Source organism: Ruegeria sp. CL3 (assembly GCF_056536505.1).
The window spans coordinates 240,814-264,978 of record NZ_JBQFPT010000004.1; the positions used below are offsets into that span (position 1 = coordinate 240,814).

Genomic DNA, 24,165 nt, shown 5'->3' on the forward strand with positions numbered 1-24,165 from the left:
GGTCCAGCGGCAATGAGGGGATGGGTGCCTCTCAGCTCTCTCCCAGCCATTTTGCCGGGTTTTCCTCGGCGATTTGGCGAAAGATCTCTTCGCCCAGAACGTTGCGCAACCGGATACAGACCGCCTTTTCCGACAATGCCTGTTGCCGGGTTATGTAGTAGTCTGAGCCGAACAAAACGCGCGACCGCAGGCGTTCGCTTTCTTTATCTTCGCCCATCAAGAACAAACGCAGGAACGGCGCATAGTCTTCGAATTGGAAAAGAGTGTAGGAGATATCCGTCCACAGGCCATCGTGGTCTCCGCTGCCGATCATCGTGCGGATGGATCTCAGCCAATTCCGGTTGAATGCATCGTCCAAAGGGTCGCTGTGATCGGGATTGACGTAGGCATGCCAGTCTCGCTGCCCACCAAAATGTGCCAGACAGATCCGAAGGTCAGGAAAGGCCCGCATCACCGGAATAAACGCCTCAGGCTCTGTATAGCGGTCGGCCCAATAGTCGGAAAGATACCGCCCCTGAACCCCGCCACGCGAACAATGCGACATCACAGGCAGGTTCTCATCCTGCAACCGCGGATAGACATGCTGCATCAGAGCCGGGTCATTCGGTGCAAATCCCAAACGAGGATAGAGCTTGACCCCCCGAAACCTCAGATCGTCAATGGCGCGCCACAGCTCTGTGGCATTGGGATCAGCCCGCGGGTCGATCGTTGCGAAGGGAATCACCGAGGGGCCAACCTCAGGGTCAGTGGCCAACTGCGCCAGTTCGTCGTGCTGGTCGCGCAGGGGCACCTCAGGCGCGCCGAAGCCAAAGGCCGACAGATCCATCGGCAAAACGACAAAGCGGGTATTGCTGGGGTAATGTCGCTGCAGGTTATCCAGAATCTCACGCTGGCTGCCTTCATCCGTCTCCTGCTGAAAGCGATAAAGCCGATCCAGTTTATCGGCGACGCCGAGCTGGCCGATCAGTCTGGCACCAAAAGCCAGAGCCTTGATCAACCATGGCATCTTCTTGAACGGTTTGAGCGCCGGATAGGGATAGTCCTCGGGCACATGGCGCGAGTGAAACAGATGCGTGTGGCAGTTGGTAATCCGAATATCAGACATCGTAATCCTTGAAATAAGCTATGCTGAAAACGCGTAACGCGCACAGCCTAGCATAGCGTGCAGGATTACAGAAATTTGAAACGGGTCAGGCTTCCGTCCGGCGGAAGGTCAGATAGTGCGGTGTCCGCCCTTCCCGCAGGGCTTTTTGTTCATAGCGGGTCGAGATCCAGTCGCCCCAAGGCTCGCGCCAATCGGCAGGGCGTTCAGCCAACCATTCGAAACCAGCGCGAGGTACTTCCTCAAGCGTCTGGCGTACATAATCGGGAATGTCTGTGGCCACGCGGAAGATCGAGCCGGACTTCAGGACACGAGCCAGAGGCTCAAGATGCTCGGGCGTCACGAAACGGCGGCGATGGTGGCGTGTTTTGGGCCACGGGTCGGGATAAAGCAGGAAGGCGCGTGAAATGCTGGCCTCGGGCAGCACATCGAACAGGTCGCGCGCATCGCCGGGATGCACGGCAAGGTTCTCGACCCCAGCCTGACGGATCTTACCAAGCAGCATGGCAACGCCGTTGATGTATGGCTCGGCCCCGATGATCCCGATATCGGGGTTGTTAGATGCCTGATGCACCAGATGTTCACCACCGCCAAAGCCAACTTCAAGCCAGACATCCTTGCCGCCAAACAGCGCGTCGAGGTCCAGCGGGTGGCGTTCGGGGTTCGTCTCCCAATCGACAGCACCGGGGGACAGGGCATCGAGGTCTTCGTTCAGATACGTCTTCTGGCTTTGCTTCAGGGTTTTGCCCTTGAAGCGGCCATAGAAGTTTCTGCGGGGGCGTTGGGGTGTCTGGTTGCTCATGGCGGTGCCCTTACTGTGGCGCGCGTCTTGTGACAAGGGGCTGACCCTCGGAGCATCTCGAAAAAGAGAAAGGGCGCATCCTGCGAGACGCGCCCCTTTTGTCTTGCATCAGACCGCCGCTTTTAGGGCGTCGATGAGATCAGTGCGTTCCCAGCTGAAGCCGCCATCGGCAGCGGGTTCACGGCCGAAATGACCGTAAGCTGCGGTGCGCTGATAGATCGGCTTGTTCAGTTGCAGATGCTCACGAATGCCGCGCGGCGTCAGATCCATGACCTGACCAACAGCTTTTTCGATCACGGCGTCCGCGATCTGGCCGGTTCCATGGGTGTCGGCGTAGATCGACAGCGGTTTGGAGACGCCAATCGCATAGCTCAGCTGGATGGTGCAGCGTTCTGCCATGCCGGCGGCGACCACGTTCTTGGCCAGGTAGCGCGCGGCATAAGCTGCCGAGCGGTCCACCTTGGTTGGGTCTTTGCCCGAGAACGCCCCGCCGCCATGAGGGGCCGCGCCGCCATAGGTGTCGACGATGATCTTGCGGCCGGTCAGGCCCGCATCTCCGTCTGGGCCTCCGATCACGAACTTACCGGTCGGGTTCACGTGCCATTCGGTATCAGCGCTCAGCCACCCTTCGGGCAGGGTTTCGGTGATGTAGGGCTCGACGATCGCACGGATGTCGTCCGAGGTCAGCGCTTCATCCAGATGCTGCGTGGACAGAACGATCGAGCTGACGCCAACCGGCTTGCCATCGCGGTAAACAACGGACAGCTGCGATTTCGCGTCCGGGCCCAAAGCAGGCTCGGTGCCGTTTTTACGCACTTCAGCCAGACGACGGAGGATCGCGTGCGAATACTGGATCGGGGCTGGCATCAGCGCAGGTGTTTCCGTCGTGGCGTAGCCGAACATGATGCCCTGATCGCCTGCGCCCTCATCCTTGTCACCCGAGGCATCAACGCCTTGAGCGATATGAGCAGACTGTTCATGCAGCAGGTTCGTCACTTCGACTGTTTCGTGGTGAAACTTGTCCTGTTCGTAACCGATATCCTTGATACAGGCGCGCGCGATCTCGTCGATGCGCCCCATATAGTCGTGCAGCTTTTCCTGATCAGACAGACCTACTTCGCCACCGATGACGACCCGATCGGTCGTAGCAAAGGTTTCGCACGCCACGCGCGCTTCGGGTTCTTCATTCAGAAATGCGTCGAGTACGGCGTCCGAAATCCGGTCACAGACTTTATCCGGGTGCCCTTCGGAAACCGATTCCGAAGTAAAGGTGTAGTTCTGTCGGGACATAAATGTGCTCCATTGAAGTTCCTCTGCCACGCCAGGAAGCCGTTGTGACAGGCACCAAGGGCATACGCGCCTTGCGAAATGGCGTCAATCGGAAACTAGGTGCTGCGCGGCCGCGGCATGCGCCACAACAACACGGCCAACAAGAGCGAGACCAACAACACGGGCAGGTCCCCAATGCGGGAATAGACGGTTGGCGCAAGAGGCAGCGGCAGATCAGCTTCTACGAACCCCGCCTGCCCCAAAGGAAGCGATGCGGTAATCCGACCCAAAGGATCGATCATCCCCGAAATGCCGGTGTTGGCGGACCGCATAAGTGGCAGCCCCTGCTCAATCGCCCGCATCTGGGCCTGGGCAAGATGCTGGTAAGGGCCGGAACGGGTTCCGAACCACGCATCATTGGTGATCTGCAAGATGAAATCGGCGCGTTCAGGCGCGCCGTTGACGTCCTGCGGAAAGACGGCCTCGTAACAGATCAGCGGCAGGGCTTGACCCAGCTTACCTGCCTGCATCACCGCAGGCCCCGGCCCCGAACTGAATCCATGACCAGCCGTTGTGGCCATGCCGTGAATTCCGAACCGGGCCATCAGGTTTCCGAACGGGACATATTCGCCAAACGGGGCCAGATGGTGCTTGTCATACAGGCCCGTCTGCTGTCCGTTCTCATCCAGATAGATCATCGAGTTGTAGATGCGCGCGCCGTCCCCTCGCTGAATGCCCAGAATAACCGGAACGCCCTGAGCTGCATCCGTGGCGGCCTCAAGATAAGGATCGGCGCTGCTGAGCCACGCCGGAATTGCAGTCTCGGGCCAGACGATCATGTCGGGACGTGGCTCTGCCGCGGTGAATTCGATCTGCCGAGCGAAGAAAAGGGGCGCATATGCAGGATCCCATTTCTGATGCTGAGGCGCATTCGGCTGAATCAGTCGGACAGTGTTTTCACCATATTCAATGGTCGGCCTGCTGGAGGCGTAGACCACGGCAAGAACGACGGCACCAGCGAACCCAGCGACCGGAACCAGAAGCGAGCGGAGAGCTACAGGTTGCGAGATCACGGCCCCAAGCGAAAACGTCACCGCAAATGTCATTGCAGCCAGCCCATAGGGGCCAATCAAAGACAAAAGTTGCGCAACCGGCGTGTCGACCCAGACCTGTGCAACCCCGGCCCAGGGGAATCCGGTCAGAAGATAGCCACGTCCAAGCTCGGCCAGTGACAATGTCAGGGCCAGCAACACAGCCTGTCGTACAGCCGGAGCATCAGCCCGCCGCGCCGCCCAGAATGCTGCCGCCCAGAACAAAGCCAGTCCACCAGCCATAAAGACCAGCGCAAACGGGGCCATCCACGCATGACGCTCGGCGTCCACCTGGAAAGGCTCGATGATCCAACTCAGCGCATGGGCAAAGTAGCCGGTGGCAAAGGCCCAGCCCAACCACGCGGCCCGCGCGCGGGTTTTACAGGCGAGAAAGAACGCGGGTATCACGGTCAGCGCAATCAGCGTCAGCGGCCAGTAGCCGAACGGCGCTAGACCATAAGCGCCCAGCGCCCCTAAGGCAGCTGCGGCACCAAGTCTAAGCCAGAAAGGCCAACCCCGGACAGGGATCATGCAGCGACGTCCGGCAACATGACGCGCAAACGCTTGATGCGTCGCGGGTCGGCATCGATCACCTCAAACTCCGGGCCTTCGGGGTGCAGTACAACCTCACCCCGCGCCGGAACACGGCCCGAAAGCATGAAGACCAGACCGCCCAGAGTTTCGATCTCTTCCTCGTCCACATCCTCGTGGCTGGTCAGAGAGCGCCCGATCTCGGCCTCAAAATCCTCGAGCGGCGTGCGGGCCTGAACGACGTAGCAACCCGGCTTTTCCTGCAACCAAAGCTGATCTTCGTGCGCGTCATGCTCATCCGCGATTTCGCCGACGACCTGCTCAATCAGGTCTTCGATGGTTAACAACCCGTCAACGCCGCCATATTCGTCTATCACCAGCGCCATGTGGCGACGCTCGGTCTGCATCTTGGTCAGCAAAACACCGATAGGCATCGAGGGCGGCACAAACAGCAGCGTGCGCAGCATCGAGGTCAGGTCGAACTCGGCTCCGCCACCATTGAACCCATGGGTTAGAGCAAAATCCTTGAGGTGGACAAAACCCAGCGGCGTATCCAGCGTACCTTCATACACGGGTATCCGCGACAGGCCGCTTTCGCGAAAGACCTGCGCCAGCTCATCCTTGGAAATCGTTGAGGGAACCGAGACGATTTCAACGGTCGGAATGGCGACATCCTCAACCCGCTTGCGACGCAGGTTAACCATACCGCGATGTTGATTGTCGGCTATTTCATGCCCGTTGACCGGAGCGCTTTGCTCCTCTTCGGCCCCTGAGATGGCATCCATAATCCGCGAAAAGAAACCGCTTTTCTCTTCAATGTCCAAATTCTCAGACTGCGCGCTTTGCGCCGCCCTAGAACTGCCGTCTGTTTCGCCCATTGTCCTCTTCCAATTGATCGGGTGAAATAACCCGCTTCATCTATTATATGGGTCATTGATACCCAGTTTGCCAAGTATCTTGACCTCAATCCCTTCCATCAAGGTCGCATCGGGGTCACGAATGTGATCATACCCCAGCAAATGCAACGTTCCGTGAACGATCAGATGAGTCACGTGATCAGACATGGATTTGCCCGCCTCAGCAGCTTCTTGCGCGCAGGTGTCGTATGAGATCGCGATATCCCCTAGCGCGATTTCGCCGGTAAAATCGGGTTCTGGCAGTTCGGGCGTTTCACCCGCAACTTCCGCTGCGAGGTCTTCGGCGGGCCAGCTCAGAACGTTCGTCGGTGTCGGCTTTTCCCGGAACTCCGCGTTCAGATCGGCTATTCGGGTATCATCGCAGGCCAGCAGGCTGACCTCACACAAATCTGGATCCAGCCCGCAATGGTGCAGGACCGCTTCAACCGCGCGCGAACACAGAGGCTCCAGCCCCTTCCAGCGGTCATCTTCCACGGTGAGTTCAAGGTTCATGCTGTCGCCTCAAAGCCTGATGTCGGGCCTTGAGTTATCCTGTCTCGCGCCCTGAATCGGCCTCATACGCTTCGATGATTGCGGCGACAAGCGGATGCCGCACCACATCTTTTGAAGTGAAGTAGTTGAAGCTGATATTCGGGATCGTTTTCAGCAGGCGTTCAGCATCCGCCAGCCCGGATTGAACCCCACGCGGCAAATCGACCTGAGACCGGTCACCCGTGATGACCATGCGGCTGCCCTCGCCCAGACGGGTCAGGAACATCTTCATCTGCATGGTCGTCGCGTTCTGCGCTTCATCCAACACCACAAAAGCATTGGCCAACGTCCGCCCTCGCATGAACGCCAGCGGAGCGATCTCGATTCGCTTTTCCTCGATCAGTTTGGCGAGCTGTTTGCCGGGCAAAAAGTCATTCAGCGCGTCATAGAGCGGCTGCATATACGGATCGACCTTGTCCTTCATATCGCCGGGCAGATAGCCCAGCTTTTCCCCGGCCTCGACCGCAGGACGGCTGAGTATGATGCGGTCCACATGGCCGCCGATGAACATCGACACGCCAACGGCAACGGCCAGATATGTCTTACCGGTACCCGCCGGGCCGATTCCAAAGGCCAGTTCATTCTGGAAGAGCGACTGCACATAGGCTTTTTGCGCGTCCGTGCGGGGTTCAACCAGCTTTTTGCGGGTCTTGATCTCAACGGTACCGCCTTTGAACATCTCAAGCTGGTCGCCGTCTCGACTACCGGTCTCGTGTTCCGAGCCACCCATTCGCAACTCTCGGTCCACATCAGCGGCTTCAACATCGCGCCCGCCTTCCAGACGGGTATAGAGGGCCTGCAAAACCTCGATGGCGTTTTTCTGCGAATCCTCTTCGCCCATCACCACCAACTGATTGCCGCGGCGCACAATCTGGACCGAGAGCTTCTGTTCGATCTCGGTCAGGTTGCGGTCATATTCGCCACATAAATCAATCAACAAGCGGTTGTCGGGGAATTCTACAAATGCCTCGCGCTGGGGCATCTCATCTTGCGGTGGGGTCAGGGCACCGATGGCCAATCCGTTCTCCTGTCTTGGCGTTTCACGTTGAGCGTAGACAAGAACTCGGACCGGGTGCAAGCCACAGTTTCAAAAATTCGAGCGGCAATGACAAAAGCGCCGATCAGACGCTCTGCCCCGGTTTAGAACTTGTAGTTCAAACCGAACCTCAAACCGCGATAGTTCGGTGTGGATTTTGTCGAAAAACCCGAAGAGAATTCAATATCCTTGGAGTCGAACTGGACGTATTCAAACTCACCTGTGATCGACCAGTCTTCCGTCAGATAATGTTCCGCACCAATGCTGAGCGAGAACCCGTTGCGCCGATCCGAGGCCTCAAACGACTGCGTGCCAGTGGTGGAGGAAATACTGTTTGTCGTCTCTACGTCACCCCAAAGGTAACCGACACTGACGAAATAAAGGATTCGCCCGCTGCGGTTGGTTAGGCCATTCCGAAACCGCAAAGTGACAATATCCGAGACTTCTGACCCGCCTTGAACCGTCTCAGAGCCGACTACGGTGGATACACTGTCGTCCAGCGATCCGAAATCATATCCCAGCTCAAATCCATATACATAGTCACGACCGCCCCGAGCCGGCAGGACACCGCGCCAGCCGCCACGCACACCGCCATAGGTTCCGCTGATGTCCTGATCGCCGATTGCAAAAGTATCGGTTGGCGTGGTCAGGCCGAACCGGTCATCGCCCCCGCCGCCATAACCTGCCGTCAAACCAAGATAAAAAGCGCTGACATCGTCGCTGAAGCGCTTGTTACTGATCACCTCGGGATCAGAAATGTCCCCCGTTTGATCACTCGCCCACGTCGCGCTGGCCCCAAAAGCAACCAAAGTTGCGACCGACACAGACCAGAGACCTCTGCACTTCAGAACTGCCACTCAATACCCTCCATCGACGCCACTTTCGTGATCGGCAAAAACAAACCTTCCGCAAGCGGTCGAGGCCCATCAGAAAACTTGGCTCCTCTCGGAACATAGTTCCAATTCATAAATCAAGGGTAAATTTTAGATATATTCGTACTGGCACGACGTGCCCGCAAATAACCGCCTTATTGCAACAGTTCCCCGGCCAAAGAGTTCGCGCCAGACTTCACGATACGCACCTTCCGCAGGTCTCCCACGTTCAGGTCAGACCCAACCACGTGCACCGAGTGAAGATAGTCCGATTTTCCAACCATTTGCCCTTCGAGCCGCCCGGGCTTCTCGAACAGAACGCCGACAGTGCGACCGACCATGGAATCTTGAATCTCGCGCTGATGCTTGGTGATCAGGGCTTGCAAGCGTTGTAAGCGGTCATCCGCCGCCGCCGGGTCAACCTGGGCGCGCTCCGCCGCCGGAGTGCCCGGACGGGTCGAGTACTTGAACGAGTAGGCATAGCCGTATTTGACTTGCTCGACCAAATCCAAAGTCGCCTGGAAATCCTCTTCGGTTTCTTCCGGGAAGCCGACGATGAAATCCCCCGACATCACGATATCCGGACGCGCAGCGCGGATACGTTCGATCAGGCGCAAATAGCTGTCCGCCGTGTGGCTGCGGTTCATCCGCTTGAGGATCCGATCCGACCCCGCCTGCACGGGCAAATGCAAGTAAGGCATCAGCTTGTCACAGGTACCATGCGCCTCAATCAGATCATCTGCCATGTCATTGGGATGCGAGGTGGTAAAACGGATACGCTCCAGCCCGTCGACCTTGTTCAACTCCCAGATCAGCCCGGCCAGCGTCATGTCGCCATTGGGACCGGCACCGTGATAGGCGTTGACGTTCTGACCAAGCAGAGTGATCTCGCGCACGCCGCGTTCGACCAGATCCTGCGCTTCACGAATGATGCGGTCGGCCGGGCGGCTGACCTCGGCCCCGCGGGTATAGGGCACAACGCAGAAGGCGCAGAACTTGTCGCAACCCTCCTGTACCGTCAAAAACGCCGTCGGGCCGCGTTTGGCCTTGGGACGGTTCTTGAGCTTTTCGAACTTGTCCTCTTCGGGGAAATCCGTGTCTAAAGCTTTGGCCCCTTCACGGGTCTTGGCCTCCATCTCCGGCAAACGGTGATAGCTTTGCGGTCCAACCACCAGATCGACCAGAGGTTGACGGCGCATGATCTCTTCGCCTTCGGCCTGTGCAACACAGCCTGCTACACCGATCTTTAGATCAGGCTTTTCCGCCTTCAATCCCTTGAACCGGCCAAGCTCGGAATAGACCTTCTCGGCCGCTTTTTCGCGGATATGGCAAGTGTTCAGCAGAATCATGTCTGCATCGTCCGGCGACTTTGTCTCGACATACCCCTGTCCGCCCAAGGTCTCGGCCATACGCTCGCTGTCATAGACATTCATCTGACAGCCATAGGTCTTGATAAACAACTTTTTGGGTTCAGACATGGATCGGGCCTTTGCAGTCGCTGGATCGGCGTCATCTATATGCTTCGAACGCCGCTTGCAATGCCGGCGCAATTACCCGAATTTGGCGAAACTTTCCAGCAAGACGCGATTGAAAACCGGCGATGCAGTACGAATCCCTCGACAGCTTTCTGAATTCAGGCCAACCCGCCCTGTCCAAAGGTCCCGTGGCCCTGATTTTCGCCGAAGACGAGACCGAGGTCGAAAGTACGCTGCACCACCATCTAGGCCTCGGCTTCAAGTCCGTTGTGGCCTTTATGCCCGCCGAATTCACCCTCAGCGAGGACCTGTCCGCGCGGATACATCGCGTGACGCACAGATGCGCGCCCCGGACCGTGGTGTTCGACGCGATCAACCGCATCACAAAAGCCGCACCCAACGTCTGGATGTACTACTGCTACAACGCCGAATACCTGTTTTACCCTTTCTGCGAAACACGCAGCGTAGGGGAATTGCTGGCCTTCCACACCGAGGAACGTCGAAGCGCAATGTTGTGCCACGTGATCGACCTCTATGCGGGTGACCTGGCCCAGTTCCCGAACGGCGTGGCCCGTGACCAGGCAATGCTGGACAGCACCGGTTACTATGCCCACACCCGCCACGATCCCACGGGCCGCCCGGTCGAGCGCCAATTGGACATGTCCGGAGGCCTGCGCTGGCGGTTCGAAGATCACATCCCCTATGAACGCCGCCGTATTGACAGAATCGCCCTATTCAAGACCCGCAAAGACCTGGTTCTGAAGCCCGACCACACGTTCAGCGAGGCCGAATACAACACCTTTGCCTGTCCGTGGCACCACAACCTGACGGCTGCGATCTGCTCATTCCGGGCGGCAAAAGCTCTGAAAAGCAACGCAGGTTCGGCCTTCGACATCTCCAGCTTCCGTTGGCACAATTCCGTCTCGTTCGAATGGACATCGCGCCAATTGCTCGATCTGGGATTGATCGAGCCCGGCCAGTGGTTCTGATCCGCTCTTCATCTGGCTGAAAATATCCCGGGGGAGGCGCCGCAGGCGGCGGGGGCAGAGCCCCCTATCGCTGCAGCAGCATCGGGAACCAGTCTTCCCGCAAACGCTGACCGGGCGTCATGTCATGCCCCGGAAACGGAGGCGACGTGCGGCCCGGGCGCTCGACATAGCGCGCATCATCCCCGACCAGCCGGAGTGAAAATGCCCGACGACGACTGTCCGAGTGATTCCCTCGCGCCCCATGCAGAGTACGATAGTTGAACGCGACCGCGTCACCGGGTTCCATTTCGAACTCGACCACTTTCATCCCTTCCGCATCCGGATCGGGGACCGGAATGTATTGGCCTTCATTAGCAAAGAATCCCTCTTCGCTCACCCAGCGGGTCGGCAGCACCTCTTTCTCCCACCTGTGTGATCCCGCAACACAGCGCAGGGTGGCCTGTTTCACCGGATCCAAGGGCGACCAGAAACTGATCGTCTGCTGCCCTTCGACAAAGTAATACGGCCCGTCCTGATGCCAGGGCGTCGCCATCGAGGTGCCTGGCTCTTTCACCAGAACATGGTCGTGAAACATCTGCACGGTTTTAGACTGCATCAGGTCCGCCGCGACCTCAGCTGCCGGAGAGGTCTCGATCACCTCGCGGAACTGCGGGATACGGGTCCAGTTGCAGTAATCATCAAAGAACAGCCCGGTCTGCCCCACTTTCTTGTTGTCCGAGGCATAGGGTCCCGGCTCGGTCATATTGGCGGCAACCCCGTCGCGCAACGCGTCCACGTGATCGGCAAAAAGCCCTTTTATCAGGACAACCCCGTCTTCCTGGTAGGTGTCGATCATGTCCTGAGAAACAAGAGGGTGTGGCATGGCGTTCTCCTTGTGCTTGAGCCGTTTAAAGGACAACAAAGCCATCTGTTCAAATCATATCTTTCGAAGTAATAATTAACGTGATGTTATATATCTCGCTGCGCCAATACGAATATGTCTGCGCCATCGGCCGCCATGGCAGCTTGTCGTCCGCGGCCCACGCGCTGAACGTATCGCAACCTGCCTTATCGACGGCCCTGACCCGGGTTGAGTCGCTTCTGGGATATCCGCTGTTCATGCGTCGACGAGGGGCGGCGATGACCACTACCCCTCAGGGCCGCCTTTTCATCGAACAGGCGGAAAAGCTGTTGCACTCTGCCGCGCAGATCGAAAATCCGACAGATGCGCCGCACGGGTCTTCACACCTGCGGCTGGGCTGTTTCATTGACCTGGCGCCGTTTCATCTGGCTTCTGCCTTGCGCAGTCTGCAAACAGCCTTGCCCGACGTGACGATCACGTATCGGGTGGACAGTTTCGAGGGCTTGCTGGACGGGCTGATCAACGGTCAGACGGATATCGCGATCACGTATGACCTTGGGATGGATACAGGGTTTACCCGGCAAGAGCTGTACGACAGTGTCCCGCACGCCTTGCTCCCACCTGATCACCCGCTTGCTTCTGCCCACAGTGTGACTTTGGCTGATCTGGAACAGGAACCCCTGATCCTGTCAAAAGAAGGGCTGTCCGCGCAGCACGTCCTGAACCTTTTTCGGCGCAAAGGCCTGAACCCAACAGTCGCCCACAGGGCAGCTACGCTTGAGATTCAGCGCAGCCTCGCAGCCCATGGGGAAGGAATCGCAATCAGCTATGCCAGCCCAAAAAATTCGACGAGCTACGACAATCGAATGCTGACCCGCCTGCCAATTTTGGACAAGGATGCTGCTGAGCCTGTCGTCTTGGCGCGCCACGGGACCGGCCCCGTCGAAGCCACATTGGCCTCAGCGGAACGTGTCCTGTTTGATGCGCTGTCCGAAACTAGACCTGAGGTTTCTTGCGAAGACGGATAACTACGTCGACCGAGGCGATCTCTACCCCTTCCGGTGCCTGCGGAAGGCGCTGGATCACCAACTCTTCGGACGGTGCGTCACTCAGCCGGCTTTCGTCTTCCCAATAGAAATGCGGGTGATCATGGGTGTTGGTGTCAAAATAGCTTTTCGACCCATCCACCGTGATCTCTTGCAGTACGCCCGCATCGCAGAACGCGCGCAGCGTATTGTAGACGGTCGCAAGCGAAACGGCATCGCCCTTGGTCTTGGCCGAGTCAAACAGGCTTTCCGCTGTGACATGCCGGTGACGACCATCGCCCACAAGCAACTCGGCCAGCGCAACACGCTGTCGCGTCGGACGCAATCCGGCGCTCTCCAACCAGTCTGTAGCTATCTTACGGCTCTGAGGTGTCATGAATCCGATACCCGTTTTTGCTGTTTATATATATAGGGGCGCAGGGATGCCAATTTCAAATGAAATTCATTCGCAAAGACCGCTAGGTCGCAACATCATCCGGCCACTGCTCTTGCAGGACCTTGCATACGGGTGCTAGGTGAGGCCAAATGTAATGAACAGACCCAAGGCAGAAGAGGCGGCAAGAATGGCCCAATTCCCAAGCAGTTTTGACAAAGAGGATCTGCTGAAATGCGCGCGAGGCGAACTTTTTGGCCCTGGCAATGCGCAGTTGCCTGCCCCTCCGATGATGATGATGGACCGGATCACCGATGTTTCAGGTGACGGAGGCGCACATGGCAAAGGCCATGTTATCGCGGAATTCGACATCACGCCTGATCTTTGGTTCTTTGACTGCCATTTCCCCGGCAACCCGATCATGCCGGGCTGCTTGGGTCTGGATGGCCTATGGCAGCTGACGGGCTTCAACCTGGGCTGGCGCGGCTGGCAGGGGCGCGGCTATGCGTTGGGCGTGGGCGAAGTCAAGCTGACCGGCATGGTGCGTCCGGACCGCAAGATGCTGACCTATTATGTTGATTTTACCAAAGCCGTACAAACACGCCGTCTGACCATGGGGGTCGCGGATGGCCGTGTCGAAGCGGATGGTGAAGTAATTTACCAAGTCAAAGATATGAAGGTTGCACTGTCCGAAAGCTGACGCCAGCGGACATTACGCCAACAGGAACGGAACACAGGAGAACGCATATGCGTCGCGTCGTCGTCACCGGTTTGGGGATCGTCTCCTCGATCGGGAACAATGCCGAAGAGGTTCTCGCCTCGCTCAAAGCAGGTAAATCCGGCATCGAGGCCAATGAGCAGATGGTCGAACATGGCTTTCGCAGCCAGATCGCCGGGTCGCTCAAGATCGACGTGTCCGAGCACGTGGACAAACGTACCCTGCGCTTCATGGGGCCAGGTGCGGCCTACGCGCATATCGCGATGGGACAGGCGATTGCCGATTCCGGGCTGACCGAGGAACAGGTCGTCAATCCGCGCACCGGGTTGGTTGCCGGATCCGGCGGACCGTCCACCAGCGCGATGCTGACCGCGCATCAGACGGTGCTGAAGAACGGTGCCACCAAGCGGATCGGGCCTTTTGCCGTGCCGAAATGCATGTGCTCCACGATTTCCGCGAACCTAGCCACCGCCTACAAGATCAAGGGTATCAACTACTCGATCACCTCGGCCTGCTCGACCTCGCTGCATTGCATCGGCAACGCGGCAGAACAAATCATGCTGGGCAAGCAGGACGTAATGTTCGCAGGCGGCGGAGAAGAGCTGGATTGGACCCTGTCTTGCCTGTTCGACGCGATGGGCGCGATGTCGTCGAAGTATAACGACACTCCGCAGAAAGCCTCGCGCGCGTTCGATCAGGACCGCGACGGCTTCGTGATCTCGGGTGGCGGCGGCATTGTCGTGCTTGAGGATCTGGACCATGCGCTGGCGCGCGGAGCCAAGATCTACGCCGAGGTGACCGGCTATGCCGCAACCTCGGACGGTCATGATATGGTGGCCCCGTCCGGTGAAGGCGGTGAGCGCGCGATGCGTCTGGCTCTGTCGACTCTGCCCGAAGGCCGCAAAGTTGGTTACATCAACGCGCACGGCACCTCGACCCCGGTCGGAGATGTGGGCGAAGTTGAAGCCGTGCGTCGCATCTTCGGCGAAGGCAACGTGCCGCCCATCTCATCCACCAAGTCGATGACCGGGCACGCACAAGGCGCGGCCGGCGCGCTTGAGGCGATATTCTGCCTGCTCATGCTGGACAATGATTTCATAACACCGTCGATCAATGTCGACACACTAGCCGAAGGCATCCAGCCCGGTGAAATTGCAACTCAAGTGGTTGAAAATGCAGGTTTGGATTCGGTCATGACCAACAGCTTCGGCTTTGGCGGCACGAACGGATCCATGATCCTGTCAAAGTATAACGGGTGAACGAGATGTCGGATGTTCTAAAAGGGAAACGCGGCCTGATCATGGGTGTCGCCAATGACCGGTCGATTGCCTGGGGTATCTCGAAGGCTATGCACGAAGCGGGGGCTGAACTGGCCTTCACCTATCAGGGCGATGCGTTCGGAAAGCGTCTGCAGCCATTGGCAGAAAGCCTTGGCAGCGATTTCATGGTGGATGCAGATGTCACCGATGACGCCTCGCTGGACCGCGCTTTTGGCGAGTTGGGCGAACGCTGGCCCACCATCGACTTTGTCGTCCACGCAATCGCCTATTCGGACAAGAACGAGCTGACAGGCCGGTTTCTGAACACAACAAGGGCCAATTTCAAGCACTCGATGGATGTGTCAGCCTACTCGTTCATCGAGGTCGCCCGCCGCGCCTATCCGCTGATGAAGGACAATGGTGGCTCACTGCTGACGCTGACCTACCAGGGCTCGAATCGTGTGGTTCCGAACTACAACGTCATGGGCGTTGCCAAGGCCGCGCTGGAATCGGCGACCCGCTATCTGGCCAACGACCTCGGCCCCGAGGGCATCCGCGTGAACGCAATCTCGCCCGGTCCGATGAAAACCCTGGCCGGGGCTGCAATTGGCGGAGCGCGCAAGACCTACAAGTTCTGCGACCAAAATGCGCCGATGCGCTCGAACGCTACGCTGGAGGCCGTTGGCGGCACAGCGGTTTACCTGACCTCGGACGCGGGGGCCTGCACCTCGGGTGAGATCATCCGGGTGGATGGCGGTTTCCACGTGCTTGGAATGCCACAGCCGGATTTCATGTGACCATATCTTTCCCTGACGCCGCCAAGATTTGACCATCTTTCGGCGTCAGGGATATGGGCATGAGCAAAACCGACCAGATTCTTGCCAGCAATGCGCGTGGCACCCAGACAAAACGGAAGACGGGGTTCCTAAGCCCCCGCGCCCGTGTTCTGCTTTTGACGCTGACCACATTGCTGGTGTTGTTCGTATTCTTCACGCAACCGCAGGTCCGCGCAGCGCTTGACGGGCTTTGGGGCTAAAACCCCAAGCTTTTAGTTCACCGAGACAACCTCGATATCGAAAATCAAATCCTGCCCGGCCAGCGGGTGATTGGCGTCCAGCGTCACCGTGGCCTCGTTCGCCTCGACAACCGTTACCGGCAGCGCCTGACCGTCCGGGGTCTGCATCTGCAGCTGGGTTCCCGGCTCTAGTGGGATGTCATCCGGAATACCCTCACGCGGGATATCCTGCCGCATCGCCGGGTTGATCGGGCCATAGGCGTCGACACAGGCAATCTCGACCCGCTTCTTGTCGCCGACAGCCAATCCTGGCATCGCGCTATCGAGACCCGGGATAATCTGGCCCGAACCGACAACGAACTCCAACGGATCGCGCCCGTCCGAGCTGTCAAAGACGGTCTCGTCCAGCAGCGTGCCGGTATAGTGGATGCGAACGGTGTCGCCTTGTTTGATCTCGGACATTGGGCCTCCGGGGCTTGTGGGGAATTGGGCGCCGAACACAAGCGCGCTACGCCGGAGTCTGACGCGGCGCAGGATGCATGCATCTGATTCTGATGTCCAGATTGCGGTGCAGGCATGCGCACCCTCTTGTCGTCGCTTACACGCGCGCCTTCAATACCAAGCGGGCAGAACAGGAACATCCGATCCTATCGACAAGATGTTATCGCTACAGTCTTAAATAGAGATTGACCGGTGATGGGAATCTCTGCCATCAGCGTCCTCATGTCCGGTTCCGGGTTCGCCCGGAGAAAAGGGAATGCGGTGCGGGGAATTCAAATCCACCCAATGCCGCAACTGCCCCCGCAACTGTAGGCGGAGAGCAGGGCTGACACGCCACTGGGTTCCACCCGGGAAGGCCAGCCCCATGCTTTGACCCGCAAGTCAGGAGACCTGCCGGACATGCACCCTCGGAAGGGGTGTGTCACCGATGCCGGGGTGTGCATTGGGCCGATACCCTCATTTTGGGTACGTGGTCCCGATCTCCCCGATGTCAAAAAAGAAAGCGTGCCGGGGTTGGCACGAAGGACGAAGGAAAGACCTTGTGAAGAAACTATTTTGCACGGCTGCGGCTGCGCTGGCGATTCCAGCGATGGCGCACGCACATTTTCTGCTGGAATACACCACCGACACGCTGATCGAGGCGCCGGGCGACGTGCCGGTCAAGCTGATCTTCTGGCACCCGTTTGAAAACGGCCATGTCATGGATCTGGAAAAGCCGCAGGAATTCTACGTGATCCACAATGGCGAAAAGACCGACCTGCTGGACACGCTGGAGCCCATCCGGTTTTCGAGCCCCGAAAACGAAGGCGCGGCCTTACAGGGATCTGTTCCGGTCAAGCGTTCGGGCGACTACGTGATGGTCACGGTGCCTCAGCCCTATTACGAAGAGGCCGAGGATATCTATATCCAACAGATCACGAAGGCGTTCCTGAACCGCAACGAACTGCCGACCGACTGGATGAACCCCGCGGGTCTGGCGACCGAGATCGTGCCTCTGAACAAGCCCTACAACATCATCGCAGGCTCGACCTTCACCGGTCAGGTTCTGGCAAATGGCGAACCGGTTGCCGGCGCTGAGATCGAGATCGAATACATGGCCGCCAAGCCCAGCTTTGACAGCCAAGCCTCGTCCGAGCCTACCGTTTCGCCGATGCCGGGTGGTGCTGTTGTCGCAATTTCTGACGCCAATGGCTATTTTTCCTTCGGTGTGCCGAAAGCTGGTTACTGGGGCTTTGCCGCCCTCGGTGCTGGTCCTGAAACCGAACATGAAGGCAAAGAGCTGAGCCAGGACGCGGTGATTTGGATCCGCGCCTGGGACATGGAGTAACCCCCGATGCACATCGTCGACGGAGCCCTGTCCAACCCGGTCGTCATCGGCGGAGCCGTTGCCGCCGCTGGTGGGGTCGCAATGGGCCTCAGGTCGCTGGATCTGGACCGCATCCCCACAGCAGGGGTGCTGGCGGCCAGTTTCTTCGTGGCCTCGCTGATCCATGTTCCGATCGGGCCGTCGTCGGTGCATCTGATCCTCAACGGTCTAGCCGGGCTTCTGCTCGGCTGGGCTGCCTTCCCGGCCTTGTTTGTGGGCCTGCTCCTTCAAGCCGTTTTCTTCGGCTTCGGCGGGCTGACGGTGCTGGGGATCAACGCGCTTAACATCGCTTTTCCGGCCGTTCTGGCGGGGCTGCTGTTCCGGCCTCTGATTGGGCGTGGTTCACCTGTTCATGGCGCGATCTGGGGCGGCATAGGCGGCGCCTTTGCCATTGCGGCCACGACCGTCATGGTGGGCATCTCACTGGCCCTGTCCGGGGACGAATTCCTCCCCGCCGCCAGGCTGGTCTTCTTTGCCCATATCCCCGTGATGATCATCGAGGCCGTCCTGACAGGTTTCGCCGTCCTGCTGGCGCGAAAGGTCAAACCCGAATTGTTTCTGACAAGGCCCGCCACATGAGACAGCTTGCCCTCATCCTGGCCCTATGCGCAGCCCCTCTGCCCGCGCTGGCCCACAAGGTGATTGCCGGGGTCTTTGCATCCGGCGATGCGATCGAAGGGGAAATTGGCTTCTCCAACGGCACCATGGCGACCGATACCGAGGTTGTCGTGACCGATCCAAACGGGGTCGAGCTGGGTCGAGCCACAACCGATGCAGACGGGTTCTTTATCTACACGCCCACCGCAGCCGTCGCCCATACTTTCTTTGCTGATCTTGGCGCCGGTCACGTGGCCGAGGTCACCATGCCCGCCGAGGACGTCGCCAAGATCATGGGCGTCGCCGTTCAGAACACGCCGTCAGCGCCGCCTACACCAACTCCCGCCTCAGAGGGCGTCACAGTGACCTCCCTCAGCGATGAGGAACGTCAGGCCATTGCGGCAGCCGTGCGTGACGAAATACGCCCCCTGCGCCGGGAAATCGCGGCCTATCGCGAACATAATGACCTCCAGACCATTCTAGGCGGCATCGGATACATCTTTGGCCTGTTTGGGCTGGGCTTCTACCTTGCGGCGCGGAGGAAACTGGCAGGCTGATGGCACACGTACTGGGACCACAGGAACGGACCCTGGCTGAGGCTGGCACGGTCGGCCAACAAGGGTTGATCGCAGCGCTTGACCCGCGCGTGCGCATCGTCATGTCTGTTGCCTTTGCGGTGGTTGTGGTTGCCCTATCTTCCCTGCCCGCCCTTGCCGCGGCGCTGATGATCGCGCTGTCTCTGCTGGTGCTGTCCCGACTACCTTGGCGCAAGACGCTCAAGCGGATGGCGATGATGGACAGTTTCATCATCTTTATGCTGGTCCTTCTGCCCTTCACCATGCCCGGCGACCCGATGTTTACCGTCTGGGGATTTCCGGCCAGCTGGGAGGGGCTCTGGAAAGCCGTGGAAATCGCGCTGACCGCCAATGCCGTGATCCTGACCGTGATGGTTCTGGTCGGCACGATGGAGCCTGTCACACTGGGCTACGCCCTGCACCGGCTGCGCTGCCCGGAAACACTGGTGCATCTTCTGATGTTCACCATCAGATACATCGACGTCCTGCATGAGGAGTACCAACGCCTCCGCGCCGCGATGAAAGTCCGAGGTTTCCGCCCCGGCACCAACTGGCACACCTACCGCAGTTTTGGCTATCTGGTTGGAATGATGCTGGTCCGAGCCATCGAACGCTCCGAACGTATCCTCGGCGCGATGAAATGTCGGGGGTTTTCGGGCAAGATGCTGTTGCTGCAAGACTATAGCATCAACCGACGTGATATTGTCTTTGGTGCCGGGCTTGGAGCCCTCTGTCTAGCCCTGATCCTAGTGGAATTCGCATGACACTCATCGCGCTGGACGACATCTGCTTTGCCTATCCCGGACAAGCACCGGTTCTGAACGGTGCAAACCTGCAGCTGGAGGCCGGACAACGCCTGTCTCTGACCGGCCCGAACGGGTCCGGGAAATCTACGCTTCTGCGTATCACACTTGGGCTGCAGCGGCCATCTTCGGGTACGGTGACCGTCTTCGGCAAACCACGACAGGCCGAGGCCGATTTCCACGAGGTGCGCCGCCATATCGGGCTTGTCTTTCAGGACCCTGACGACCAGCTGTTCTGCCCCACAGTGGCCGAGGACATTGCTTTTGGTCCACTGAACCTCGGCAAGTCGCGCGACGAGGCCTTGGAGATTGTAGATCGTGTTCTCGGTAATCTCGACCTCATGCACCTGAAGGATCGGACCACGCATAAGCTGTCAGGCGGCGAAAAGCGTCTGATCACGCTGGCGACGGTTCTGGCGATGGAGCCGCATGCACTGCTACTGGATGAACCGACCAATGCGCTGGACACGAAGAACGAGGCGCGGTTGCTCGAAATCCTGCAGTCGCTGCCTCAGGCTATCCTTCTGGTTAGCCATTCTCCTGCATTTCGCGATGCGCTGGCTCCGGACAGGCTGGAATTGCAAGACGGTAAGCTGGTCGCCGTGTGAGAAAGCCTATTTTTGGTCGCGCCGATGCAAGCAATTTGCAACTGCGCAAAGAAAAACCCCGCGTCGAGGACACGGGGTTCTTTTTGAAAGCTATAGGCTTTCTTATTCTTCTGCGGCCTCTTCGGCTGCAACGCGAGCTTTGTCAGCTGCGCCTTTGGCGTCGACGTCACGATCAACGAATTCGATGATCGCCATCGGAGCCATGTCGCCATAGCGGAAGCCAGCTTTCAGGATACGGACATAACCGCCCTGACGCTCGGCATAGCGGGGGCCCAGAACTTCGAACAGCTTTGCGACGTCCTTGTCTTCTTTCAGCTGTGCTGCGGCCTGACGACGGGCGTGCAGGTCGCCGCGCTTGCCCAGAGTGACCAGCTTTTCGATGATCGGGCGCAGTTCTTTTGCCTTGGGCAGAGTTGTTTTGATTTGCTCATGCTCAATGAGCGAGCCAGCCATGTTGGCAAACAGAGCCTTGCGGTGCTCATGAGTACGGTTCAGGCGGCGGTAACCACGTGCGTGACGCATTTTTCAGTTCCTATCTTGCGTTTTGCTTTGTCTGGCCGGCGATGCGTGTCAGCGGCTCTCCTTGGGGCGGAAGTGCCCATACAGTCCCCGGAAGCCCGGGCATTTGTGAAGACGCGCTTAGAACGCGTCTTCGAATTTCTTCGCCAGATCTTCGATGTTGTCGGGCGGCCAATCCTCGACATCCATGCCGAGGTGCAGACCCATGCCGGACAGCACTTCTTTGATCTCGTTCAGCGACTTGCGGCCAAAGTTCGGGGTGCGTAGCATCTCGGCTTCGGTCTTCTGGATCAGATCGCCGATGTAAACGATGTTGTCGTTCTTCAGGCAGTTTGCCGAACGGACCGACAGCTCCAGCTCGTCGACTTTCTTCAGCAGCAGCGGGTTGAACTCCAGACCATCGTCTTCGTCCTGGCGGCCAGCCGATTCCGGCTCGTCGAAGTTGACGAAGATCGACAGCTGGTCCTGCAGGATACGAGCGGCATAGGCCAGCGCGTCTTCCGGCGTGATCGAACCGTCGGTTTCGATCTTCAGGGTCAGCTTGTCATAGTCCAGAACCTGACCTTCACGGGTCGGCTGAACGTCATAGGCAACCTTTTTGACCGGCGAGTAGATCGCGTCGATCGGGATCAGGCCGATGGGTGCATCTTCCGGCTTGTTCTTCTCAGCCGAGACGTAACCCTTGCCGGTGTTGACGGTCAGCTCCATGAACAGGTCGGCGCCATCGTCCAGGTGGCAGATGACGTGATCGCGGTTCAGGACCTCAATGCCAGCGCTTTCGCTGATGTCACCAGCGGTCACAACTGCGGGGCCTTTGGCATTGATCGACAGGCGCTTGGGGCCTTCGACTTCCATGCGCAGCGACACGCCTTTGAGGTTCAGGATGATGTCGGTGACGTCTTCACGTACGCCCGCAACCGAGGAGAACTCGTGCAGGACATTGTCGATTTGAACGCTGGTGATGGCCGCACCTTGCAGCGAGCTCATCAGGACGCGGCGCAAAGCGTTGCCCAGTGTCAGACCAAAGCCACGCTCCAGCGGTTCAGCAACCAGGGTTGCCTGACGCGCAGGGTCGTTGCCCGGCTTGCCGTCCAGCTGGGTCGGCTTGATCAATTCTGCCCAATTCTTGTGGATCATGTAATCCCTCCATTCCTGTCCGCGCCCCATGACCAACAAGGTGCAGACGCCCGAGGTTCAAAATGACATGCTGGGGCCGCGCAAAAACGCAGCCCCAGCTGAATTCGAAATCGCTTAGACGCGGCGGCGCTTCGGCGGGCGGCAGCCGTTGTGAGCGATCGGAGTCACGTCGCGGATCGACGTGATGTTGAAGCCCACGGCAGCCAGCGCACGCAGAGCCGATTCACGACCCGAACCGGGGCCCTGAACTTCGACTTCCAGCGTCTTGACGCCATGTTCCTGCGCCTTTTTGCCTGCATCTTCTGCAGCCATCTGAGCCGCATAAGGCGTCGATTTCCGCGACCCTTTGAAGCCCATGGTACCGGCAGACGACCACGAGATGGCGTTGCCCTGTACGTCCGAGATCAGGATCTTGGTGTTGTTGAAGGTCGAGTTCACATGGGCGACGCCCGATGCGATGTTCTTACGCTCTTTGCGCTTAACGCGAGTCTTGTCACGTGCCATCAGTCAGACCCTCCCTTATTTCTTCTTACCAGCGATGGCCTTTGCGGGGCCTTTGCGGGTACGAGCGTTGGTGTGGGTGCGCTGACCGCGAACCGGCAGGTTGCGGCGGTGACGCAGACCGCGATAGCAGCCCAGATCCATCAGACGCTTGACGTTCATCTGAACTTCACGACGCAGGTCACCTTCGACGGTGAAGTTCTCGTCGATGAATTCGCGGATCTTCAGAACTTCGGCGTCGGACAGTTCGTTGACGCGACGGGTCGCTTCAATGCCCACGGCTTCGCAGATCGCTTTGGCCGAGGTGTTGCCGATTCCGGTGATATATGTGAGGGCGATTGGTACCCGCTTTGCAGTCGGGATGTTTACGCCGGCAATACGTGCCACGTGTCACTTTCCTTTTCGTTGCGGTTCCGTAACTCCAGAACCTTTTTTCACAACGCCTAACCGTGGCAGTGTCGCCAGAGGGCTCAGCATTTTATGATATGATCATGTGAACGGAATACCCGCGCACAATTCGATTCTCTTCCGAGATAGCGTCAATTAGTGTCGCGCGACCCGCGCGTCAAGCGCAGATCGCATATTGATCCCGAATTCACTCCGCAAGCTCAATTTCAGGGAAGGTCCAGGTCCCGTCGATCACTTCGAGCGCGGGTTGGTAGAGACGCACGGTATAGTTCCATCCCTCCATGATCGGCAGGCAATTCACACGGCCGTCTTCACATCTACCGAAATGCACCGTCATCGAGCCATCCGGGTTGCTGTCGCCCGTCACCGAGTTGATCACGTAGACACCCAGATCGTTCTCTTCAAAGAACCCCGCCGCGTTATACAGGCTGACCGACCAGAACGCGCCAACTGGAACTTCGGCGGGAACTTCTAGTTTGTACGCCCCCAGCTCCAGCCCCGGTTCGACGTTCAGATAGAAGGCCTGCGCCTCTGGCAAGCCACCCCAACCGAACGCTGTTCCCAGCAGGTGGCGCACAGGGTCAACCGCCTCTTTCGAACCGAATGTGCCAGTACTGTCTGGCGAGAAACGGGCAAGCTCCAACGCGGCGCCCAACACCTCATCAAAAGCAGCCTTGTCGTAATGCGCTTCGTCGAAAGGACGCGCGGAATTGGCCTGCAGCGTGACCCTGTCCTGCAACCCAGTCACTGCGGCTATGTCTGCCGGGTCCTCCGAGTCGACGAGGTACCGAAACAACAGTGCAACATAGGGCGTATCGAACTGCTCGACCGTCAGCTCATAGGTGCCGCCGCCCAGAAACACATCGTTAACGTAGTGATCCTGATTGACCACCTGCACCGAGACATAGCGATCCCCCGTCTCCGGCACGGTCAGCACAGCGCCGTCCGAGATATCGACGACGGCCATGCTATAGAGCGTATCCCGATTCATGCGGATCGTCGGCTGCATATCCAGCGGTGTCGGCTCACGCATATGAAACAGCGTGTTGACGCCGCCGGACTGCGCCAGGTACTTCCGAAATTCGATATCTGTCGCCGCACGGACAAAGTTGTCGATGGTCACCGGCGTCGGTTCTGCACAAGCACCGATTGCTGCCATAGTCAGAGCGGACGTCATCGCGAGCGATTTAAGCGAAAGGCTCATAGCTATCTCCCAACAAAAAATGCGCGCGTTGTCCGAAGTGATACCTCGTCAAACGCACGCATTCAATTGTCAAGATGTG

Annotated in this window: 28 protein-coding genes and 2 riboswitches; of the genes, 11 read left to right on the plus strand and 17 right to left on the minus strand. The window is 58.5% G+C overall.

Features of this window, described 5'->3' with window-relative positions:
* Positions 1 to 31 precede the first annotated feature (31 nt).
* The 9 genes from ACR0NO_RS07635 to miaB form a co-directional block, all read right to left on the minus strand.
* Positions 32 to 1,105 (minus strand): amidohydrolase family protein, encoded by a 1,074-nt coding sequence (locus ACR0NO_RS07635; protein WP_480723518.1) that lies wholly within the window; start codon positions 1,103 to 1,105, stop codon positions 32 to 34.
* Positions 1,106 to 1,190: 85 nt separating this feature from the next.
* Positions 1,191 to 1,904, minus strand: coding sequence for a tRNA (guanine(46)-N(7))-methyltransferase TrmB (gene trmB, locus ACR0NO_RS07640; protein WP_170555630.1), 714 nt, complete (start codon positions 1,902 to 1,904; stop codon positions 1,191 to 1,193).
* 108 nt (positions 1,905 to 2,012) lie between these two features.
* Positions 2,013 to 3,194: a methionine adenosyltransferase gene (gene metK, locus ACR0NO_RS07645; RefSeq protein ID WP_425083920.1), complete on the minus strand. Its 1,182-nt coding sequence runs from the start codon at positions 3,192 to 3,194 to the stop codon at positions 2,013 to 2,015.
* A 5-nt stretch (positions 3,195 to 3,199) separates the two neighbouring features.
* A riboswitch (SAM-SAH riboswitch) is annotated at positions 3,200 to 3,248 on the minus strand.
* 41 nt (positions 3,249 to 3,289) lie between these two features.
* Positions 3,290 to 4,795, minus strand: a complete 1,506-nt coding sequence (lnt, locus tag ACR0NO_RS07650; protein ID WP_480723519.1) for an apolipoprotein N-acyltransferase — start codon at positions 4,793 to 4,795, stop codon at positions 3,290 to 3,292.
* Positions 4,792 to 5,673: a hemolysin family protein gene (locus ACR0NO_RS07655; RefSeq protein WP_480723520.1), complete on the minus strand. Its 882-nt coding sequence runs from the start codon at positions 5,671 to 5,673 to the stop codon at positions 4,792 to 4,794. The genes lnt and ACR0NO_RS07655 overlap by 4 nt, the downstream gene beginning before the upstream one ends.
* A 36-nt stretch (positions 5,674 to 5,709) precedes the next feature.
* On the minus strand, positions 5,710 to 6,204 hold the full coding sequence (gene ybeY / locus ACR0NO_RS07660; RefSeq protein ID WP_170555645.1) for an rRNA maturation RNase YbeY: 495 nt from the start codon (positions 6,202 to 6,204) through the stop codon (positions 5,710 to 5,712).
* Positions 6,205 to 6,238: 34 nt separating this feature from the next.
* Positions 6,239 to 7,261 (minus strand): PhoH family protein, encoded by a 1,023-nt coding sequence (locus tag ACR0NO_RS07665; protein WP_480723521.1) that lies wholly within the window; start codon positions 7,259 to 7,261, stop codon positions 6,239 to 6,241.
* A gap of 122 nt (positions 7,262 to 7,383) precedes the next feature.
* Complete coding sequence (locus ACR0NO_RS07670; protein WP_170472115.1) at positions 7,384 to 8,136, minus strand: outer membrane beta-barrel protein; 753 nt, start codon at positions 8,134 to 8,136, stop codon at positions 7,384 to 7,386.
* Positions 8,137 to 8,306: 170 nt separating this feature from the next.
* Positions 8,307 to 9,629 carry a tRNA (N6-isopentenyl adenosine(37)-C2)-methylthiotransferase MiaB gene (miaB, locus tag ACR0NO_RS07675; RefSeq protein ID WP_480723522.1) on the minus strand — a complete coding sequence of 441 codons (1,323 nt, stop codon included), beginning with the start codon at positions 9,627 to 9,629 and terminating at the stop codon, positions 8,307 to 8,309.
* Between the two features lie 122 nt (positions 9,630 to 9,751).
* On the opposite strand from miaB, the gene ACR0NO_RS07680 reads away from it, so the two are divergent.
* The gene (locus ACR0NO_RS07680; protein WP_480723523.1) at positions 9,752 to 10,615 is read left to right on the plus strand and encodes a hypothetical protein; all 864 of its coding nucleotides are present in this window, start codon (positions 9,752 to 9,754) and stop codon (positions 10,613 to 10,615) included.
* A 64-nt stretch (positions 10,616 to 10,679) separates the two neighbouring features.
* On the opposite strand, the gene ACR0NO_RS07685 is transcribed toward ACR0NO_RS07680, so the two are convergent.
* Entirely contained in the window at positions 10,680 to 11,477 is a 798-nt protein-coding gene (locus tag ACR0NO_RS07685) for a phytanoyl-CoA dioxygenase family protein (RefSeq protein ID WP_480723524.1), read from the minus strand.
* Between the two features lie 83 nt (positions 11,478 to 11,560).
* Between ACR0NO_RS07685 and ACR0NO_RS07690 the strand changes: the two genes are divergently transcribed.
* A complete protein-coding gene (locus ACR0NO_RS07690) occupies positions 11,561 to 12,484 on the plus strand; it encodes a LysR family transcriptional regulator (RefSeq protein WP_480723525.1) in 924 nt (307 codons plus the stop codon).
* Here the strand turns inward: ACR0NO_RS07690 and irrA are convergent.
* The gene (gene irrA, locus ACR0NO_RS07695) at positions 12,453 to 12,878 is read right to left on the minus strand and encodes an iron response transcriptional regulator IrrA (protein ID WP_170378119.1); all 426 of its coding nucleotides are present in this window, start codon (positions 12,876 to 12,878) and stop codon (positions 12,453 to 12,455) included. The two genes, ACR0NO_RS07690 and irrA, sit on opposite strands and share 32 nt — an antisense overlap.
* A gap of 187 nt (positions 12,879 to 13,065) precedes the next feature.
* Between irrA and fabA the strand changes: the two genes are divergently transcribed.
* From fabA to ACR0NO_RS07715, 4 genes are read left to right on the plus strand one after another with little or no spacing between them, the layout of a single operon-like run.
* Positions 13,066 to 13,575: a bifunctional 3-hydroxydecanoyl-ACP dehydratase/trans-2-decenoyl-ACP isomerase gene (fabA, locus tag ACR0NO_RS07700; protein ID WP_480723615.1), complete on the plus strand. Its 510-nt coding sequence runs from the start codon at positions 13,066 to 13,068 to the stop codon at positions 13,573 to 13,575.
* Between the two features lie 47 nt (positions 13,576 to 13,622).
* A complete protein-coding gene (fabB, locus tag ACR0NO_RS07705; protein WP_170477712.1) occupies positions 13,623 to 14,852 on the plus strand; it encodes a beta-ketoacyl-ACP synthase I in 1,230 nt (409 codons plus the stop codon).
* Between the two features lie 5 nt (positions 14,853 to 14,857).
* Complete coding sequence (locus tag ACR0NO_RS07710) at positions 14,858 to 15,649, plus strand: enoyl-ACP reductase FabI (RefSeq protein ID WP_170462396.1); 792 nt, start codon at positions 14,858 to 14,860, stop codon at positions 15,647 to 15,649.
* A 59-nt stretch (positions 15,650 to 15,708) separates the two neighbouring features.
* Positions 15,709 to 15,888, plus strand: coding sequence for a hypothetical protein (locus ACR0NO_RS07715; RefSeq protein WP_480723526.1), 180 nt, complete (start codon positions 15,709 to 15,711; stop codon positions 15,886 to 15,888).
* A 12-nt stretch (positions 15,889 to 15,900) separates the two neighbouring features.
* On the opposite strand, the gene ACR0NO_RS07720 is transcribed toward ACR0NO_RS07715, so the two are convergent.
* Entirely contained in the window at positions 15,901 to 16,329 is a 429-nt protein-coding gene (locus ACR0NO_RS07720) for an FKBP-type peptidyl-prolyl cis-trans isomerase (RefSeq protein ID WP_170377657.1), read from the minus strand.
* Positions 16,330 to 16,578: 249 nt separating this feature from the next.
* A riboswitch (cobalamin riboswitch) is annotated at positions 16,579 to 16,780 on the plus strand.
* Positions 16,781 to 16,909: 129 nt separating this feature from the next.
* Here ACR0NO_RS07720 and ACR0NO_RS07725 point away from each other — a divergent pair.
* From ACR0NO_RS07725 to ACR0NO_RS07745, 5 genes are read left to right on the plus strand one after another with little or no spacing between them, the layout of a single operon-like run.
* Positions 16,910 to 17,695: a DUF4198 domain-containing protein gene (locus ACR0NO_RS07725; RefSeq protein ID WP_480723527.1), complete on the plus strand. Its 786-nt coding sequence runs from the start codon at positions 16,910 to 16,912 to the stop codon at positions 17,693 to 17,695.
* Between the two features lie 6 nt (positions 17,696 to 17,701).
* Positions 17,702 to 18,313, plus strand: a complete 612-nt coding sequence (gene cbiM / locus ACR0NO_RS07730; protein WP_170639241.1) for a cobalt transporter CbiM — start codon at positions 17,702 to 17,704, stop codon at positions 18,311 to 18,313.
* Positions 18,310 to 18,888 carry a cobalt ABC transporter permease gene (locus ACR0NO_RS07735; protein ID WP_480723528.1) on the plus strand — a complete coding sequence of 193 codons (579 nt, stop codon included), beginning with the start codon at positions 18,310 to 18,312 and terminating at the stop codon, positions 18,886 to 18,888. Before cbiM ends, ACR0NO_RS07735 begins: the two co-directional genes overlap by 4 nt.
* Positions 18,888 to 19,670 carry a cobalt ECF transporter T component CbiQ gene (gene cbiQ / locus ACR0NO_RS07740; protein ID WP_480723529.1) on the plus strand — a complete coding sequence of 261 codons (783 nt, stop codon included), beginning with the start codon at positions 18,888 to 18,890 and terminating at the stop codon, positions 19,668 to 19,670. Before ACR0NO_RS07735 ends, cbiQ begins: the two co-directional genes overlap by 1 nt.
* Positions 19,667 to 20,317, plus strand: a complete 651-nt coding sequence (locus tag ACR0NO_RS07745) for an energy-coupling factor ABC transporter ATP-binding protein (RefSeq protein WP_480723530.1) — start codon at positions 19,667 to 19,669, stop codon at positions 20,315 to 20,317. The genes cbiQ and ACR0NO_RS07745 overlap by 4 nt, the downstream gene beginning before the upstream one ends.
* Positions 20,318 to 20,419: 102 nt before the next feature.
* On the opposite strand, the gene rplQ is transcribed toward ACR0NO_RS07745, so the two are convergent.
* From rplQ to ACR0NO_RS07770, 5 genes are all read right to left on the minus strand, one after another.
* Complete coding sequence (gene rplQ, locus ACR0NO_RS07750) at positions 20,420 to 20,839, minus strand: 50S ribosomal protein L17 (RefSeq protein ID WP_170334079.1); 420 nt, start codon at positions 20,837 to 20,839, stop codon at positions 20,420 to 20,422.
* A 117-nt stretch (positions 20,840 to 20,956) separates the two neighbouring features.
* Positions 20,957 to 21,973, minus strand: coding sequence for a DNA-directed RNA polymerase subunit alpha (locus ACR0NO_RS07755; protein WP_170377644.1), 1,017 nt, complete (start codon positions 21,971 to 21,973; stop codon positions 20,957 to 20,959).
* A 114-nt stretch (positions 21,974 to 22,087) separates the two neighbouring features.
* Positions 22,088 to 22,477 carry a 30S ribosomal protein S11 gene (rpsK, locus tag ACR0NO_RS07760; protein WP_008757289.1) on the minus strand — a complete coding sequence of 130 codons (390 nt, stop codon included), beginning with the start codon at positions 22,475 to 22,477 and terminating at the stop codon, positions 22,088 to 22,090.
* Positions 22,478 to 22,492: 15 nt separating this feature from the next.
* A complete protein-coding gene (gene rpsM, locus ACR0NO_RS07765) occupies positions 22,493 to 22,861 on the minus strand; it encodes a 30S ribosomal protein S13 (protein WP_170377641.1) in 369 nt (122 codons plus the stop codon).
* A 208-nt stretch (positions 22,862 to 23,069) separates the two neighbouring features.
* On the minus strand, positions 23,070 to 24,086 hold the full coding sequence (locus tag ACR0NO_RS07770; protein WP_480723531.1) for a DUF1254 domain-containing protein: 1,017 nt from the start codon (positions 24,084 to 24,086) through the stop codon (positions 23,070 to 23,072).
* Positions 24,087 to 24,165 lie beyond the last annotated feature (79 nt).

Coding starts and splice junctions, on each gene's coding strand:
- ACR0NO_RS07635 (WP_480723518.1), bottom strand. CDS start 1,105: ATGTCTGATATTCGGATTACCAACTGCCACACGCATCTGTTTCACTCG.
- trmB (WP_170555630.1), bottom strand. CDS start 1,904: ATGAGCAACCAGACACCCCAACGCCCCCGCAGAAACTTCTATGGCCGC.
- metK (WP_425083920.1), bottom strand. CDS start 3,194: ATGTCCCGACAGAACTACACCTTTACTTCGGAATCGGTTTCCGAAGGG.
- lnt (WP_480723519.1), bottom strand. CDS start 4,795: ATGATCCCTGTCCGGGGTTGGCCTTTCTGGCTTAGACTTGGTGCCGCA.
- ACR0NO_RS07655 (WP_480723520.1), bottom strand. CDS start 5,673: ATGGGCGAAACAGACGGCAGTTCTAGGGCGGCGCAAAGCGCGCAGTCT.
- ybeY (WP_170555645.1), bottom strand. CDS start 6,204: ATGAACCTTGAACTCACCGTGGAAGATGACCGCTGGAAGGGGCTGGAG.
- miaB (WP_480723522.1), bottom strand. CDS start 9,629: ATGTCTGAACCCAAAAAGTTGTTTATCAAGACCTATGGCTGTCAGATG.
- ACR0NO_RS07680 (WP_480723523.1), top strand. CDS start 9,752: ATGCAGTACGAATCCCTCGACAGCTTTCTGAATTCAGGCCAACCCGCC.
- ACR0NO_RS07685 (WP_480723524.1), bottom strand. CDS start 11,477: ATGCCACACCCTCTTGTTTCTCAGGACATGATCGACACCTACCAGGAA.
- ACR0NO_RS07690 (WP_480723525.1), top strand. CDS start 11,561: ATGTTATATATCTCGCTGCGCCAATACGAATATGTCTGCGCCATCGGC.
- irrA (WP_170378119.1), bottom strand. CDS start 12,878: ATGACACCTCAGAGCCGTAAGATAGCTACAGACTGGTTGGAGAGCGCC.
- fabA (WP_480723615.1), top strand. CDS start 13,066: ATGGCCCAATTCCCAAGCAGTTTTGACAAAGAGGATCTGCTGAAATGC.
- fabB (WP_170477712.1), top strand. CDS start 13,623: ATGCGTCGCGTCGTCGTCACCGGTTTGGGGATCGTCTCCTCGATCGGG.
- ACR0NO_RS07710 (WP_170462396.1), top strand. CDS start 14,858: ATGTCGGATGTTCTAAAAGGGAAACGCGGCCTGATCATGGGTGTCGCC.
- ACR0NO_RS07715 (WP_480723526.1), top strand. CDS start 15,709: ATGAGCAAAACCGACCAGATTCTTGCCAGCAATGCGCGTGGCACCCAG.
- ACR0NO_RS07720 (WP_170377657.1), bottom strand. CDS start 16,329: ATGTCCGAGATCAAACAAGGCGACACCGTTCGCATCCACTATACCGGC.
- cbiM (WP_170639241.1), top strand. CDS start 17,702: ATGCACATCGTCGACGGAGCCCTGTCCAACCCGGTCGTCATCGGCGGA.
- ACR0NO_RS07735 (WP_480723528.1), top strand. CDS start 18,310: ATGAGACAGCTTGCCCTCATCCTGGCCCTATGCGCAGCCCCTCTGCCC.
- cbiQ (WP_480723529.1), top strand. CDS start 18,888: ATGGCACACGTACTGGGACCACAGGAACGGACCCTGGCTGAGGCTGGC.
- ACR0NO_RS07745 (WP_480723530.1), top strand. CDS start 19,667: ATGACACTCATCGCGCTGGACGACATCTGCTTTGCCTATCCCGGACAA.
- rplQ (WP_170334079.1), bottom strand. CDS start 20,839: ATGCGTCACGCACGTGGTTACCGCCGCCTGAACCGTACTCATGAGCAC.
- ACR0NO_RS07755 (WP_170377644.1), bottom strand. CDS start 21,973: ATGATCCACAAGAATTGGGCAGAATTGATCAAGCCGACCCAGCTGGAC.
- rpsK (WP_008757289.1), bottom strand. CDS start 22,477: ATGGCACGTGACAAGACTCGCGTTAAGCGCAAAGAGCGTAAGAACATC.
- ACR0NO_RS07770 (WP_480723531.1), bottom strand. CDS start 24,086: ATGAGCCTTTCGCTTAAATCGCTCGCGATGACGTCCGCTCTGACTATG.